The sequence below is a fragment of the Roseovarius gaetbuli genome (assembly GCF_900172365.1).
GTDB classification, from domain to species: Bacteria; Pseudomonadota; Alphaproteobacteria; order Rhodobacterales; family Rhodobacteraceae; genus Roseovarius; species Roseovarius gaetbuli.
Genome location: NZ_FWFJ01000012.1, coordinates 28,772 through 43,109 on the forward strand (window position 1 = coordinate 28,772; position 14,338 = coordinate 43,109).

Sequence of the window (14,338 nt, forward strand, 5' to 3'; positions counted from 1 at the left end):
CGCATTTTAGCAGCTATTGTCGTGGTTTAACCGATTGTTGGGCATTTTAGGTCAGTTTCCAATCCGAGCAGTATCGCACGGAGATGGATATGAGTTTTCACAGCCCCCTGAACGCCCCGAACGACCACAAGGCCTTTATCACCGACTACCTTGACGCGCTGTCTTTGGTCGAGCGCCTGCATCGCTTGTTGCTTGACGTGATCAAGGACGAATTTGAACGTGTTGGTGTTCTTGAGATCAACGCGGTTCAGGCGCTGTTGTTGTTCAATATCGGTGACAATGAGGTCACCGCCGGCGAGCTTAAGACGCGCGGATATTACCAGGGCAGCAATGTCAGCTATAACCTCAAGAAGCTGGTCGAGATGGGGTATATGCATCATCAGCGCTGCGAGGTGGATCGCCGCTCGGTTCGGGTACGCCTGACGGAAAAGGGCCGCAACATCCGCGATGTGGTCTCGGACCTGTTTGAACGCCACGCCGAAGGGCTTGAGGGGCGCGGCGTGCTGGGGCCGGACGGGATTGACCAGATCGCGACGGCATTGCGCCGGGTCGAGCGATATTGGACCGATCAGATCCGCTATATCTACTGAGGCCGCACAGCCGGGGCAGGGGCCAATGCGCCCAGAACGATATCGTTGACCTCGCGGTAAAGCTTGCGCGTCATCGCGGATTGGAAATCTTCAAAGCCCTGCGCAACTTCGGCAAAGGCGCGGGGGCCGCGCACCACGTGACGCTGGTAATAGCGCAGAACCTCTGGGTCATGGCCGAGTATCACAAGCCCGTTGACCGTGATGCCATCCAGCGGAAAATGGCGATAGGCAAGCTCGGGGCCAAAGCCTTGGTTGTTGATGCCGTCGCCTGATATGTCGATCACGCGGCGGTCGCATTTCGGCGCGCGTGCCATCACCTGTGCGCCGTATCCCAGCCCCGCGCCAAGCGCGGTGGGGTAGTCGCTTGTGCGGCGGGTCATGGCGGCCAGAACGCCAACCGCATCGGTTATATCGGCGTCACTGCGCAGCACGGTCCAGTCGAGATGCACCTTTTGCTGATAGTTGCCGCTCCATTCATAGACGCTGAGCGCGACATCGCCGGGGGCGCCGCGCAGGATTGCATGGCGCACGTCGTCAGAATCAAGCGCGGCGGCAAGTCCGACCCGTTGCAGATCATATTCGCCGGGGTCCACCGACGAAGACACATCCAGCGCCAGAACCAGCGCCAGACGGCAGGTGGCGAGAGCCGGTCCCGCCGTCATCAGCGCCAGAAAAAGGGCGGCAAGCCTTACCAATGGCCGATATTTTCCATGCTGGCCCAGGGCTCTGCGGGGGCAAGCGAGTCGCCCTCTTGCAGCAGTTCGATCGAGATATTGTCGGGGCTGCGTACAAAGGCCATGCGCCCGTCGCGCGGCGGGCGGTTGATCACCACGCCATTGTCGTGCAAATGCTGGCACATCTCGTAGATATTGCCGACCGAATAGGCCAGGTGACCGAAGGTGCGGCTGTCATCGGGCAGCGCGTCATCGCCATCCCAATTATAGGTCAGCTCGACGGGGCATTCCTCTTGGCCTTCGGGGGCCATAAAAACAAGGGTGAAACGCCCGCTCTCATTGTCCCAGCGGCGGGTTTCTTTCAGGCCAAGCAGACCATAAAACGCCATCGAGGCCTCAAGGTCCTTAACCCGAACCATCGTGTGCAGATATCTCACGCGCATCATCTTTCTCCGATCATTTTGGTTTGGATCAAAGGATAGTGGTGCGCGCGCGCATGTCGAGGGCAAACCGGATGCGGGCCGCCACTCGGACCTAGAAAACCGACTTCAGACCTAGGGTAAGGCCGAATTCCTCGCTCTTAAACAGCGAGATATTCGAGGTATTTTTCGTCGCATTGACCCCGACGGTCGGGGCAAAGCCAAAATAATCCATCTCGGACAGCAGGACCGAAACCCCCAGCGTCGTGCGCCGATCCCGGCGCTTGGTGGTGGTCAAAAGCGGCTGATCGAAATCGCGGGCCAGATAGGCCACGGAAAACGTCGGCACCACGCCCTTGCCGACATCGCCGGGCGAATAATAGCCGAAAACCTGTGCCGCCTGATGCTCGATCGAGGCCGATTTCGACGCGGTGTCCGACAGGGTAAGCTGAACCCCGACCGCGCCATTGTCCCTGAGCTTGTAATGCAGGCGCCCGGTCAGGTCGATGATATCGGCCGAACGCGCGCTGACATCCTTGCGCTCTTGATGCTCGACCCCAAGCTTGGCCCCAAGAACCATGCGCGGGCTCACGCTGGCATCGCGGCCAACTTCAAAGCGGGTATAGTCGGACAAAAGATCGCCGCCGCTCCAGTTGCGGCCCTGGATCAGGTCATAGGTCATCCGCGCGCGGCCATTGCTTTGGGCGTGATCGAACCTGAGCTTAAGTTCGATCGCGCGAAAATCGTAATCATTGCCGCTTGCGGTCGGCACTTTGCGCTTGGCGCTGTCGCTCAGGATGAACTGACGCTCATCCACACGAAGCCCGGCCGAAAAGCGCAGGGTGTTGCTTAGGTCAAAGCGGCGCGTCACCTCGACATCGGCGCCCACCTCATAGCCCGACAGAGGCACCGCCGCCGGGTCGATAAACACCAGCCCGCCGATCTCTAGCCGGTTGGAACTTGGCCCGTTGTTGACGTTGGACGAGGGCGCAAAGCGCAGCCCGATCTGCACGTTCCAGGGGTTTGCATTGCGCGCCTGCTGAAAGGTATTCACCGCCGCCCGGCGCATGCTGTCCTTTGGGGCCGCCTCGGCCGAGCGGCGCGACCAAAGCTGGGCCTGGGTATATTTTTCGCCCGACAAGAGCGCCTGTGAAACGGTATAGGACGAGGTGAAGCGGTCATTATCGGTCTCGGCGACGCGAAAGGCCTGCTTTGCGATCTTCTCGGATTCCTCGGCATTGCCAAGCGACAACTCGGCCCGGGACAGGATCAAAAGGGCGACATAGTCGTTTTCATCCGATTTCAGAATGCCCCTGGCCACCGCCCGCGCCGCACGCGGGCGCCGGTTGTTGAGGAGTTCCGCTGCAAAGACCCGGGCCTCGGGGATCGAAAGCCGCTTTTCCTCGGCCTTGACCGCCGCCCCCGGCAGGCTAAGGCAGGCGGCTAGAAGGGCTGCGGCGATCAGGGAAAACGGGCCACGTGCCATGCTTGCTTACGGGATAACCTGATCGGCACCGATTACGCCAATTTCGCGGGCGTTGAAATCGCTGCGGAACTCCTGGGTCTCGATCGTGGTCGATGTGATCACCGCCCCGGTTGGAAGGTCGGCAGTTTCAACCCGAACAAGCGGCACGGCAAGCCCGGCATCGACCAGCGCCTGAACCGTCGGTGTATTGGTCGCGGTCAGCGCGCGCGCGGTGCCAGTGGTTCCGCCGGCCGTGTACTCGACGGTTTCAAAGGCCACGTTCTGAATCTCTGCAACCCCCTCGATCACCGAGAGCGTCCCGATTTCCTCGCCGATCGCGCCTGCGATCAGACCCTCATAGGTGCCGCTGTCGCGGATATCTCCGGCTGAATCGAAGGTGTTTGCCGTGCCGCCTTCGAACGCCCCGGTCACAGTGTTGAAGGTCACGCTGTTGAGGGTCAGGTTCGGCAAGCCGGTAAGCGCCGTCCCGCTTGGAAGGGTCCGCGTCCGGTTTGTGACCGAGCCGACGATATTGCCCTGAAGGCCGGCGGCCGGATCAAGGTCGTTAATATCCAAAAGCAATTCGGCGTTGCCGGTCACAAGATGAAGCCCGGTTCTGTCGTTGAACGTGCGCACCCCGGCATAGACGCCGGTATAAACGTATTCGCCATTGGCCGGCAGGTTGAAGCTGTCGCGTTTGATGTTCGCGCCGCCAAACCCGAAATCGCCCCATTCCGCGCCGGCCGCTGCCGTCGCCTCAAGATCGTCACGTTTGACGAAGACGGCATAATGCTGAATGCGCCCGGTCGTGGGGGTCTTGCGGCTGGCAAAGAACTCTGCCGTGTTGCGCGAGCCGATGTTGCTATAAATCTGATCGGGGCCGTCAAAGGGCAGGTTGTTGATGACCAGCTGATTGTTGAGCGGATCAAAGGTCACGCTGTTCATCGTCAGGTCCCGGCCGACATCGAACAGGAACCGAGAATTCACATCCACATTGGGATCTGTAGGATCAACCGTGGGATCGGTCGGTGTTGTCGGTGTCCCGGGTCCGGTTGTCGCGCCTGGGTCAAACGGGTTCGATCCGCTACCGCAGCCGCCCAAAAGGGCAGCGGCCGTAAGGCCTGCCACTAGATATTTCATGATGAGACTGCCCTCAATGTGATCGTTTTATTGTTCTTTTTTATAAAATTCCGTGGTTTTAGCGCAAAAGTCAATCTTTGATGCGCCTCACAGCTGCATAAAATATCACACTGTGGCCCGCGCACATATACCCGATATTGGCTTTCCACGGGGGGCATCCGCAAGATATAGTGGGCTCCGACTCATTCTAGTGATGGAAGGCCCCCACCATGCCCCTTAGCCCCGAACAGCAGGCCGAAATTGACGCCCAACGCAGCACGCCGCAAACCACCCTGCGCGCCACCGCGCCGGGCATGGAAAAGCACCTTTATACCGCCCACCCGGTGCTTGATCACGGTTTTGTCCGCGTCATCGACTATATGGGCGACGACAATGCCATCACCCAGGCCGCGCGCGTAAGCTATGGCAAGGGCACCAAATCGGTGCAAAATGACGAAGGTCTGATCCGCTATCTGATGCGCCACTGGCATTCGACCCCGTTTGAGATGTGCGAGATCAAGTTGCACGTCAAACTGCCGGTTTTTGTCGCGCGCCAGTGGATCCGCCACCGCACCGCCAATGTGAACGAATATTCCGCGCGCTATTCGATCCTTGACCGCGAGTTTTATATTCCCGCGCCAGATGCGCTTAACGCGCAATCGGTGATCAACAATCAGGGCCGGGGCGAGGCTCTCTCGGGGGACGAGGCGCAGCGCGTGCTGAAATACCTGACCGATGACGCGATGCGCTGTTATGACCACTACGAAGAGATGATCTCGGACGAGGGCCAACAGGGGCTGGCGCGCGAATTGGCCCGCATGAACCTTCCGGCGAATATCTATACGCAGTGGTACTGGAAGGTCGATCTGCACAACCTGTTGCACTTCCTGCGCCTGCGCGCCGACGCCCACGCCCAATACGAAATCCGCGTCTACGCCGACGCCATCTGCAAGATCACCGCCGACTGGGTGCCCTATGCCTATAAGGCCTTCGAGGATTACCGCATGGGTGGCGCTAATTTGTCCGCCACCGCCCTTGATTGTGTCCGCCGGATGCTAAAGGGTGAGGTGGTGACGCAGGAGACTTCCGGCATGAGCAAGGGCGAATGGCGGGAGTTTGAGGGAGTGATTGGTGGTTAATTTTTTCTCCAGTAATCCTTTTTGGCTTTTCTTAGGTGTAGTCGCGGGCGCTTTGATCCAAGCTATTTTGCACTGGTTTGAACGTCACCGCCAAGCAAACGCGGCTCTAAAAGTTTTGCAAATTGAAATAAAGTACAATTTAGAACAGGCCAGCAGCTATATAGATGAAATAAATAGACAAAGAGAATTACTCTATAGTGGTGAAATAAGCCCTGAAAAGGCTTTCTTCCCGATGGTTGGATTTGATTATTCAGCACTGGGACCGATAAATAACAGTGGCTATTTGCACACCCTGCTAGGCCCAGAAAGTTTAGGCTCCGTCCTGAGGTTCAGCGGTCATTTCAACAACCGAACGGGCGAACTGCTTTATTCCGCGCTCCAACAGGAAGCATCAGCAGGTCGAGCGGTTTCATTCCTTCTAGAAGAAAAAGTGCGTGCCGAAAAGCTTCGAAGTCGATTAGTCCCGATTGCGAAAGCTAAGAAGAAATGGTTTCGGCTTTCGATAGAGATGCCTAAACAAGCGTAGGGTGCGCATTTATGGCGCACCATCCCGCTAGACGAAACAAACACAATAATCGTTTTCCGCCCAACCGACACGCATTCTCACCGCCCGATCGCATGCACCCGTCCCATAGGTGCGCCATAAATGCGCACCCTACGGCCAATCGGTGGGGCCATCACGATGAATGGACGAATAGGCCCATGCCTCTGGCCGCTCGACCAACCCATGTTTTACCGGATTGATCCAACAATACCGGATCGCTGCGCACTTATCCACCTCGCTCCGGATGTGGTGTTCCCAAAACCGTCGCTGCCACACCCCATGTTCTCGCCGTGCCTGATGGCTTTTGCGGCGCGGGGCGTGTGGCATCAACCGCGAGAACCGCGCCTTGATCACACTCCACCGTGTTGAAAAATCACTGTCGCCTTCGGGCAGGGTCCAGACACAATGCATATGATCCGGCAACACAACCCAAGCATCAATCTCAAACGGTCGCTCTGCCTTTGTCCGCCGGACGGCACTCCGCAACGACGCGATTTCTCGCGTCAGAACGTCTGACCGTCGGTTCGCTAGCGTTACAGTGAAGAAAACGCAGGCACCTGGTTGTCGGGGCCGAAGATAAGTTGACATGAGCCCACAGGACCACGCCATGGTTAACAAATCGTTTCTCTCGTAGGGTGCGCATTTATGGGGCACCGCATCTAAAACCCATCCAATCCCCGGCCCCCTGCGTACCCCATCTAAACCCCAAAACAGGCCGGACCCATGCAAACCCTGATCCTTTACCTTGTCACCGCGATCGTTTTCCTCTGCCTTGATGCGATCATGCTCAAGACCGTGATGCGCCCGCTGTTTGAGGGGCATATCGGCGATATGCTGGCGACCGAGTTGCGCCTTGTGCCCGCCGCGCTGTTCTATCTGGCCTATGTGGCAGGCATCCTGTGGTTCGTTTCGCTGCCCGCGCTGCGCGAAGGTGCGCCGCTGACCGCGCTTTTGGCCGGGGCGGCCCTGGGCGCGATGGCCTATGGCACCTATGAGTTCACCAATTACGCCAGCCTGCGCGACTGGCACTGGCAGATGGTCGTGGTCGACGTCACATGGGGCACGGTTTTGACCGGGGTGTCCGCCTGTGCCGGGGTGATCGCGGCGCGCGCCTTGGGCTAGGGCGCGCCATGCGTTTCGCCCGGACCACACCGATTTGAAAACACACTGTTTCCATTTTAAAAATTTGACAGGGGGGCGTGGTCCTATACCCTGTCGGGTAATGAATTCGGGCTATTAACCATATTTACGAGGGTTTTATGCGTTACCTTTCACCTATCGTTGCCGGGCTTGCCCTGGCCGTACTTGCCACCCCCGGTCTTGCCGAGGGGCCGCGCGTCTATGCCTATGAGAGCGGTGCAAACTACTGCCCGACCGGCCTGCAGCCGGTGTCGCTTAACGGGGTGATCTGTTGTGGCCAGCCCAATCAGGCGCAGTCTTATCAACAGGTTATGGCGCATCCGGTGCGCAAGAAAATCCGTCACCATCGCGCGACACAGGTCAGCGCACGCGCGCACCTCGATTGCCCGGTGGGGGCCAAAGGCTGCAACTGATCCGGGGCGATCACGTAAACCTATCCCGAACAGGGCGTGCGGCATGCGCGCCCTGTTTGTCATTTCACAGCCCAAAAAGCGCCTAAAGCAGCGTCAGATCCGCCGCCATCTTGCGCCCGTCGCGCCCTTCCTGAAGTTCGAACCCGACCTTCTGATCGTCGGCAAGGCCCGTCAGCCCCGAGCGTTCGACCGCCGAGATATGCACGAACACATCCTGACCGCCGCCATCGGGGGCAATAAATCCGTAACCCTTTGTCGTATTGAACCATTTCACGGTGCCAGTTGGCATTCCGCTTCTCCTTTTCGTCGCTCTTCCCCGGGATTATGCCGGGCCATATGACGCATGACGGGGGCAAAGAGGCCGCCCGCGATGCCATGCGCCACAGGTTGAATGATTGCATTGCCTTTGTAAAAATCAAGCGAAACTCCGTGACGGGCGGGAAATTGCCCGTTATTGAGGCGGCAAAAGAGGGGGCTGTGATGATCCTATATGGTTTGAAAACCTGTGATACCTGCCGCAAGGCATTGAAAGTGCTAAAGAATGCCGAGTTTCGCGATGTCCGCGCCGAGGGCGTGCCGCAAGACGTGATCGCCGCCGCACTGGCGCAGTTCGGCGAGGCTTTGGTCAACCGCAAGTCTACAACCTGGCGGGGATTGAGCGAATCTGAACGCGCCCGTGCCCCGGAGGTGCTCTTGGCAGAGCATCCGACCCTGATGAAACGCCCGCTGATTGACGCAAACGGCACGCTTTATCTTGGCTGGGGCAGTGATACCCAAACGGCGCTTCTTGGATAGCGCGCGAAAATCCCTATATACACGAATAACTTAGTAAGGAGCGGTCATGCGCAGCGCAGCGATGGTATTGGGGATAATCGGCGGTCTTCTGGCGATTCTCGTAGGGTTTTTCAGCTATGGCTATACCGAGGCGATCGACCGTTTCGGCGAGATCGAAGGTCTGGCCCAACAGGTCAGCGACCCGGCCCTGATCCGCACAGCAAGCTTTCTGGCGCCTTTGCTGGCCATCGCCGGGGGGGCCATGGCCAAGATGCGCGCGCTTTGGGGCGGTCTCTTGCTGCTGATCTCGGCGGGCTTGATGTATTACGCTTTCGGGTTTGGCGTGTTCACCATGTTCCCGCTTGGCTTTACCGGGCTGGCCGGTGTTCTGGCGATTGCGGCGGGCAAGCCCGACGAACCCAAGTCGCATTTTTAAAGCGTTCCCCGCACGCCCGGGTTTGGGCGCGCGGGGCAGGCATCACGTCAGATCGGGCGGCGTGGCCTCTTTTGCAAGCGCCACGGCGACCTCTTCAAGCGTCTGAACGCTGGAGTGTTTTTCTCCCAAGCGTCTGACTGACAATGTTTTTTCCTCAACCTCGCGCATGCCACAGGCAAGAATGACCGGCACCTTGCCAAGCGAATGCTCGCGGACCTTGTAGTTGATCTTTTCGTTGCGCACATCGGCCTCGGCCCGCACGCCAAGCGCGACAAGTTTGGCGGTGACCTCTTGCACATAGTCATCCGCATCCGAAACAATCGAGGCGACAACCACCTGACGCGGCGCAAGCCAGAACGGCAGCTTGCCGGCATGTTCCTCGATCAGGATGCCGATAAAGCGCTCGAACGAGCCCAGAACCGCACGGTGCAACATGACCGGGCGATGCTTGGCCCCGTCGGTGCCGATGTAATTCGCATCCAGCCGCTCTGGCAGGTTGGGATCAACCTGAAGCGTGCCGCATTGCCAGTCGCGGCCAATCGCGTCGGTCAGCACAAACTCAAGCTTGGGCCCGTAAAACGCGCCTTCGCCTTCCTGAATTTCGTACTCATACCCGGCCGCCTTGCAGGCATCGCCAAGCGCCGCCTCAACCCGATCCCAGCTTTCCTCGGACCCGATCCGCTTTTCCGGGCGGGTCGAGAGCTTGATCGTCCAGTCGTTAAAGCCAAGGTCGGCGTAAATCCCGGCCAGGAATTCGATGAACTTCTTGGTTTCCACCTCGATCTGATCATCGGTGCAGAAAATATGCGCGTCGTCCTGGGTAAAGCCACGCACCCGCATGATCCCATGCAGCGCGCCCGAGGGTTCATAGCGGTTACAGCTGCCAAATTCGGCCATCCGCAGCGGCAGATCGCGATAGGATTTGAGGCCCTGATTGAACACCTGCACGTGGCAGGGACAGTTCATCGGCTTGAGCGCATTCACCGTCTTTTCTCGGGCGTGCTCTTCGTCGACTTCAACGATGAACATATGTTCCTGGTAGTTGTCCCAATGGCCGGATTCTTCCCAGAGCTTGCGGTTGACCACCTGCGGGGTGTTCACCTCGACATAGCCATCGCGGTTCTGCTTGCGGCGCATGTAATCCTGAAGCGTGGTATAGATTTTCCAGCCGTTCGGGTGCCAGAAGATCTGGCCCGGCGCCTCTTCCTGCATGTGGTAAAGGTCCATCTCGCGGCCAAGCTTGCGGTGGTCGCGCTTTTCGGCCTCTTCAAGGAAGGTCATGTATTCCTTGAGTTTTTCCTTGCCGGTAAAGGCCACGCCATAGATACGCTGAAGCATCTTGCGATCGCTGTCGCCGCGCCAATAGGCCCCGGCCACCGACATCAGTTTGAACGCATCGGCCGGAAGCTGACCGGTGTTTTGCAAATGCGGCCCACGGCAGAGATCCTGCCAGGCCCCATGCCAATACATGCGCAGCGGCTCGTCGCCGGGGATCGCCTCGATCAGCTCGACCTTGAAGGGCTCGTCATTGTCCTCGTAATGCTTGATGGCGCGGGCACGATCCCAGATTTCGGTTTTGACGGCGTCGCGCAGGTTGATGATTTCCTTCATCTTTTTCTCGATCAGGCCCAGGTCTTCGGGCGTGAACGGCTCGGCGCGATCAAAATCGTAATACCAGCCATTGGCGATGACCGGGCCGATGGTGACCTTGACGTCTGGCCAAAGCTCTTGCACCGCGCGCGCCATCACATGCGCAAGGTCATGACGGATTAGCTCAAGCGCCGGAGTCTCATCCTTGAGGGTGTTGATGCTGATGGCCGCATCACGGTCGATCGGCCATTGCAGATCCCAGTGTTGATTGTCGACATAGGACGAAATCGCCTTTTTGCCAAGCGAGGTCGAGATGTCTGCGGCGACCTCACCAGGGGTGATGCCGGGCGCATACTCGCGCTTGGAGCCGTCGGGAAAAGTGAGGGAAATCTGGGCCATATCGCGGCTCCTCGTCGGTTTGGCGCCCACGGAGCGCCCGGTTGCGGGTCAATGGCGGTGGTATGCCCGCGCGCACCACGCGCGTCAAGACCTGCCGCCACGCTTTGAGCGCCCGGATTTACCGTGTTCCTTTGCATACAAAGGGAATTCGTAACACATTGACGCAGATTGAAAAAATTAATGGACTTGTCGCAAATGATGCCTAACTTGCCGTATATGGGAATCATTCGATATTCCACGAAACACTCAGCAAAGGGGCGCGTCGTATGGCGACTTATAATTCAAACTTCGAACTGACCGTTGAAGATATGGACCTGATCGAAACCTCGCTGCGCCAGACCAAGGCCGAATTGGCCGCGCAGTTCGACAAGACCGGGGACAGTGCCGCAGACGCGGATGTGGCCGTGCGCCAAATTCACGACCTTCTGGGGCGTCTGCATAACCAGAAAGTGTTTTACCGTCCGCGTGAGGGGGCGTATGTCGGGGGCTGATTTGCTCCGGAGGCGCGTTGAAAACGGTACTGAATAATCTGACCGCGCGCCTTGTTTCGACTGAGATGACAGGCGGCGAGGCGCGCAATGCCCGTCGTCACGTGTTTGCCCTTACACTGACCAAAATCGCCGATGGCCTGATCGACCCAAAGCTGGTGCTAAGCTGGCTTTTGGGCATCCTTGGGGCACCGGCGTTTTTTGTGGGCCTTCTTGTGCCGATCCGCGAGGCGGGTGCTCTCTTGCCGCAGCTTGTGTTCGGCGCTTGGATGCAACGATTGAGCCAGCGGCGTTGGGTCTGGGTTGCGGGAAGCACGGTGCAGGGTGGCGCGGCCGCTTTGATCGCCGGGGCGGCGCTTGTGCTCGAGGGCTGGGCCGCAGGCCTTGTGATCTGTGCGCTTTTGGCGGTGCTTGCCTTGGCCCGCGCGGCCTGTTCGGTGTCTTACAAGGACATCCTTGGAAAAACCGTTGGCCAATCGCGGCGCGGGGCGGTCACCGGCCTTGCCGGATCGGTGTCGGCGGCGGCGGTGCTTGTCTTTGCGGGGCTGCTTTTGACCGGGGTTTTGCAGACGCGCGGCGCGATTGTCGGCGCCATTGGGGTGGCGGCGCTGGCTTGGGGGCTTGCAGCGATTATCCTGGCGCAGCTTAATGAGGACGACAGCACGCCCGAAACCACCAGAGCAGCGCGCGGATACCTCGCGATCCTGCGTAATGACACCAATTTGCGCCGCTTCATCCTTGTGCGCGGTTTGCTGGTCTCAACCGCTCTTGCGCCGCCCTATATGGTGCTTTTGTCGGCGCAGGGGGGCGCGGCGCTCAACACCCTTGGGGCGCTTGTGCTTGCTTCTTCGGGGGCCTCGTTTCTAAGCTCTTATATCTGGGGGCGGATGGCCGATGGCCATAGCCCGAAGGTGCTTTTGCTGGCCGGGGTCGGCGCCGGATGTGCCATGCTGGCGGCGATCTTTGCCGAGGGTCTTGGGCTTGCCAGTGCCCCCGGCGTGATCCCGGCGATCCTGTTTGCCTTGATGCTTGCCTATCACGGGGTGCGTCAGGCGCGATCGGTCTACCTTGTTGATATATCGGACGAAAACAAACGCTCGCAAAACGCCGCGCTGGCCAATACCGCCATCGGGATCATCCTGTTGCTCGCCGGGGTCTTTGGTGGCGCGCTATCGTTCATCGGCCCGACCGGCGCGCTTGCGGGCTTTGCTGGAATGGCGTTTCTCGGCGGCGGTCTTGCCCTGACGTTGCGCCCTGTCGAGGGCTAGGGCAAATACCGGTTTGCCCGCCGCCGCGTCGCGGTGCATGATCGCGCGATGTAACGACGGAGCATGCGATGACCGATCCCGCTTACCTGACCACCGACACGGGCCGCAAACTGGCCTATCACCAGAGCCCCGGCGCACAGCCCGGCCTGGTGTTTCTGGGCGGGTTCAAATCCGACATGGAGGGCACCAAGGCGCTCTATCTTGAAGACTGGGCCCGCAAAACCGGGCGCGCCTTTCTGCGGTTTGACTATTGCGGTCATGGGCAATCGTCGGGTGCGTTCACCGACGGATGCATCGGCGATTGGGCGGCGGATGCAGGAGCGGCGATCACCGCGCTGACCAATGGCCCGCAGGTTCTGGTCGGCTCGTCCATGGGCGGCTGGATATCCTTGCTGCTCGCGCGTGCGATGCCCGAGCGGATCGCGGGGCTTGTCACCATCGCCGCCGCGCCGGATTTCACCGAAGATTCAATGTGGGCCGGATTTGACGACGCGCAGCGCGCCGAACTGGCCGAAACCGGGCAGGTGGCCCTGCCAAGCGAGTATGGCGAGCCCTATATCATCACCCGCCGCCTGATCGAGGATGGCCGCGATCAGCTGGTTTTGCGCGATCCGCTGAATTTGCCGTTCAGTGTTCGATTTTTGCAAGGAACCGCCGATAAAGATGTGGATATGTCGGTCGCAATGCGGCTTTTGGACCACTCGTATGGCCCGGATATGCGCCTTACACTGGTCGATGGGGCCGATCACCGGTTCTCTGATCCAGCCTGTCTCGCGCTGATCGCGCGCTCGGTTGAAGAGGTTCTTGCAGGGGCAGGGGGCGTTTGATGCGCAGGGGGCTGAGAGGGCTCGGGCGGGCGGTTCTGGCGCTTGCCCTACTGGTCATCGCCGGTTTCGTGCTGGCCCCTGTTGAGGAGATCGCCGCGCCCGCGCCGTTTGACGAGCGCAAATTTGGCGAGGGGGTTGGCGTTTACCTTGGGAGCGTCGAGTCGGCCTATTCCGACCTTCGCCCCGATAGCCAGAAACGCGTGATCTGGGCCGGGCAGCCCGAGACGCGCACGCCTGTTTCGCTGGTCTATCTGCACGGGTTTTCCGCCTCAAGCCAGGAAATCCGCCCGGTGCCGGATCACGTGGCCGAGGCGCTTGGCGCCAACCTTGTCTACACCCGGTTTCGCGGCCATGGGCGCACGCCCGATGCCATGGGCGAGGCCACTGTAAGGGATTGGATGGCTGACGCCGCCGAGGCCCTGGCGGTGGCGCGCGCGGTGGGGGATCGTGTGATCGTGATAGCCACCTCGACCGGCGCCACCATCGCCGCGGCCGCGCTGCATGATCCGGCGCTGCGCGAGGGCGTGGCGGGGGTGATCATGGTCTCGCCCAATTTCGGGATCAACAACCCGATGGCGCCGCTCTTGACGCTTCCGGGCGCGCGGCATTGGCTGCCGCTTCTGGCGGGAAAGCGGCGCAAGTTTGAACCGCGTAGCCCGTTGCAGGCCGCCGAATGGACCACCGAATATCCAAGCGCGGCGGTCTTTCCGATGGCGGAGATCGTGGCCCATGCGCGCGGGCTTGATTACGGCGATGTGACGGTTCCGGCGCTGTTTTACTATTCGGATGACGACAAGGTGGTGCGGCCCGACCTGACGGCAGGGATCGAGCAGGGCTGGGGCGGGCCGGTGACCCGGATGCGCCCCGCGCTTGCGCCGGGGGACGACGCCTATGCCCATGTCATCGCGGGCGATATCATGTCGCCCGGTAACACCGAGGGCGCGATCGCGCTCATGCTGGGCTGGATCAATGGCATATTATAGCCCGCGCGGGCGCATTGGCTTGACCACAGGGCTTGATCTGGTGTCAATCTGGGGCGAGCCGGTTTGGTCC

At 59.8% G+C, this 14,338-nt stretch carries 18 protein-coding genes; 11 read left to right on the forward strand and 7 right to left on the reverse strand.

Annotated features, from left to right (window positions below; genetic code table 11):
• Nucleotides 1-89 precede the first annotated feature (89 nt).
• Nucleotides 90-590, forward strand: a complete 501-nt coding sequence (locus ROG8370_RS08025) for a MarR family winged helix-turn-helix transcriptional regulator (RefSeq protein ID WP_085826625.1) — start codon at nt 90-92, stop codon at nt 588-590.
• On the opposite strand, the gene ROG8370_RS08030 is transcribed toward ROG8370_RS08025, so the two are convergent.
• The 4 genes from ROG8370_RS08030 to ROG8370_RS08045 all read right to left on the reverse strand — a co-directional run bounded on the left by ROG8370_RS08030 (nt 584) and on the right by ROG8370_RS08045 (nt 4,288).
• Nucleotides 584-1,252, reverse strand: a complete 669-nt coding sequence (locus ROG8370_RS08030; protein WP_170925205.1) for a DUF1194 domain-containing protein — start codon at nt 1,250-1,252, stop codon at nt 584-586. The two genes, ROG8370_RS08025 and ROG8370_RS08030, sit on opposite strands and share 7 nt — an antisense overlap.
• Before the next feature lie 26 nt (nt 1,253-1,278).
• Nucleotides 1,279-1,707, reverse strand: a complete 429-nt coding sequence (locus ROG8370_RS08035; protein ID WP_085826626.1) for a VOC family protein — start codon at nt 1,705-1,707, stop codon at nt 1,279-1,281.
• Between the two features lie 91 nt (nt 1,708-1,798).
• Complete coding sequence (locus ROG8370_RS08040) at nt 1,799-3,169, reverse strand: surface lipoprotein assembly modifier (protein WP_085826572.1); 1,371 nt, start codon at nt 3,167-3,169, stop codon at nt 1,799-1,801.
• Between the two features lie 6 nt (nt 3,170-3,175).
• On the reverse strand, nt 3,176-4,288 hold the full coding sequence (locus ROG8370_RS08045; protein WP_085826573.1) for a hypothetical protein: 1,113 nt from the start codon (nt 4,286-4,288) through the stop codon (nt 3,176-3,178).
• Between the two features lie 209 nt (nt 4,289-4,497).
• On the opposite strand from ROG8370_RS08045, the gene thyX reads away from it, so the two are divergent.
• Both thyX and ROG8370_RS20100 read left to right on the forward strand, forming a co-directional pair.
• Nucleotides 4,498-5,406, forward strand: a complete 909-nt coding sequence (gene thyX / locus ROG8370_RS08050) for an FAD-dependent thymidylate synthase (RefSeq protein WP_085826574.1) — start codon at nt 4,498-4,500, stop codon at nt 5,404-5,406.
• A complete protein-coding gene (locus ROG8370_RS20100; protein ID WP_139838085.1) occupies nt 5,399-5,932 on the forward strand; it encodes a hypothetical protein in 534 nt (177 codons plus the stop codon). Before thyX ends, ROG8370_RS20100 begins: the two co-directional genes overlap by 8 nt.
• A 129-nt stretch (nt 5,933-6,061) precedes the next feature.
• Here the strand turns inward: ROG8370_RS20100 and ROG8370_RS21610 are convergent, their stop codons facing one another.
• Nucleotides 6,062-6,772 (reverse strand): REP-associated tyrosine transposase, encoded by a 711-nt coding sequence (locus tag ROG8370_RS21610; RefSeq protein WP_306372366.1) that lies wholly within the window; start codon nt 6,770-6,772, stop codon nt 6,062-6,064.
• Between ROG8370_RS21610 and ROG8370_RS08060 the strand changes: the two genes are divergently transcribed.
• Both ROG8370_RS08060 and ROG8370_RS08065 read left to right on the forward strand, forming a co-directional pair.
• Nucleotides 6,674-7,072, forward strand: coding sequence for a DUF2177 family protein (locus tag ROG8370_RS08060; RefSeq protein ID WP_085826575.1), 399 nt, complete (start codon nt 6,674-6,676; stop codon nt 7,070-7,072). The two genes, ROG8370_RS21610 and ROG8370_RS08060, sit on opposite strands and share 99 nt — an antisense overlap.
• Nucleotides 7,073-7,209: 137 nt before the next feature.
• Nucleotides 7,210-7,503 carry a hypothetical protein gene (locus ROG8370_RS08065; protein ID WP_085826576.1) on the forward strand — a complete coding sequence of 98 codons (294 nt, stop codon included), beginning with the start codon at nt 7,210-7,212 and terminating at the stop codon, nt 7,501-7,503.
• Nucleotides 7,504-7,585: 82 nt separating this feature from the next.
• On the opposite strand, the gene ROG8370_RS08070 is transcribed toward ROG8370_RS08065, so the two are convergent.
• Nucleotides 7,586-7,792, reverse strand: a complete 207-nt coding sequence (locus ROG8370_RS08070; protein WP_073194790.1) for a cold-shock protein — start codon at nt 7,790-7,792, stop codon at nt 7,586-7,588.
• A gap of 191 nt (nt 7,793-7,983) precedes the next feature.
• On the opposite strand from ROG8370_RS08070, the gene ROG8370_RS08075 reads away from it, so the two are divergent.
• Complete coding sequence (locus ROG8370_RS08075; protein ID WP_085826629.1) at nt 7,984-8,298, forward strand: ArsC/Spx/MgsR family protein; 315 nt, start codon at nt 7,984-7,986, stop codon at nt 8,296-8,298.
• A gap of 46 nt (nt 8,299-8,344) precedes the next feature.
• A complete protein-coding gene (locus tag ROG8370_RS08080; protein WP_085826577.1) occupies nt 8,345-8,713 on the forward strand; it encodes a hypothetical protein in 369 nt (122 codons plus the stop codon).
• 42 nt (nt 8,714-8,755) lie between these two features.
• Here the strand turns inward: ROG8370_RS08080 and thrS are convergent, their stop codons facing one another.
• Complete coding sequence (gene thrS, locus ROG8370_RS08085; protein ID WP_085826630.1) at nt 8,756-10,702, reverse strand: threonine--tRNA ligase; 1,947 nt, start codon at nt 10,700-10,702, stop codon at nt 8,756-8,758.
• Nucleotides 10,703-10,968: 266 nt separating this feature from the next.
• On the opposite strand from thrS, the gene ROG8370_RS08090 reads away from it, so the two are divergent.
• The 4 genes from ROG8370_RS08090 to ROG8370_RS08105 all read left to right on the forward strand — a co-directional run bounded on the left by ROG8370_RS08090 (nt 10,969) and on the right by ROG8370_RS08105 (nt 14,268).
• Entirely contained in the window at nt 10,969-11,193 is a 225-nt protein-coding gene (locus ROG8370_RS08090; RefSeq protein ID WP_085826578.1) for a hypothetical protein, read from the forward strand.
• Between the two features lie 17 nt (nt 11,194-11,210).
• The gene (locus tag ROG8370_RS08095; protein WP_245827271.1) at nt 11,211-12,458 is read left to right on the forward strand and encodes an MFS transporter; all 1,248 of its coding nucleotides are present in this window, start codon (nt 11,211-11,213) and stop codon (nt 12,456-12,458) included.
• A 68-nt stretch (nt 12,459-12,526) separates the two neighbouring features.
• Nucleotides 12,527-13,285, forward strand: a complete 759-nt coding sequence (locus ROG8370_RS08100; protein WP_085826580.1) for an alpha/beta fold hydrolase — start codon at nt 12,527-12,529, stop codon at nt 13,283-13,285.
• Nucleotides 13,285-14,268 (forward strand): alpha/beta hydrolase, encoded by a 984-nt coding sequence (locus tag ROG8370_RS08105; RefSeq protein ID WP_085826581.1) that lies wholly within the window; start codon nt 13,285-13,287, stop codon nt 14,266-14,268. The genes ROG8370_RS08100 and ROG8370_RS08105 overlap by 1 nt, the downstream gene beginning before the upstream one ends.
• The last annotated feature ends 70 nt before the right edge of the window (nt 14,269-14,338 follow it).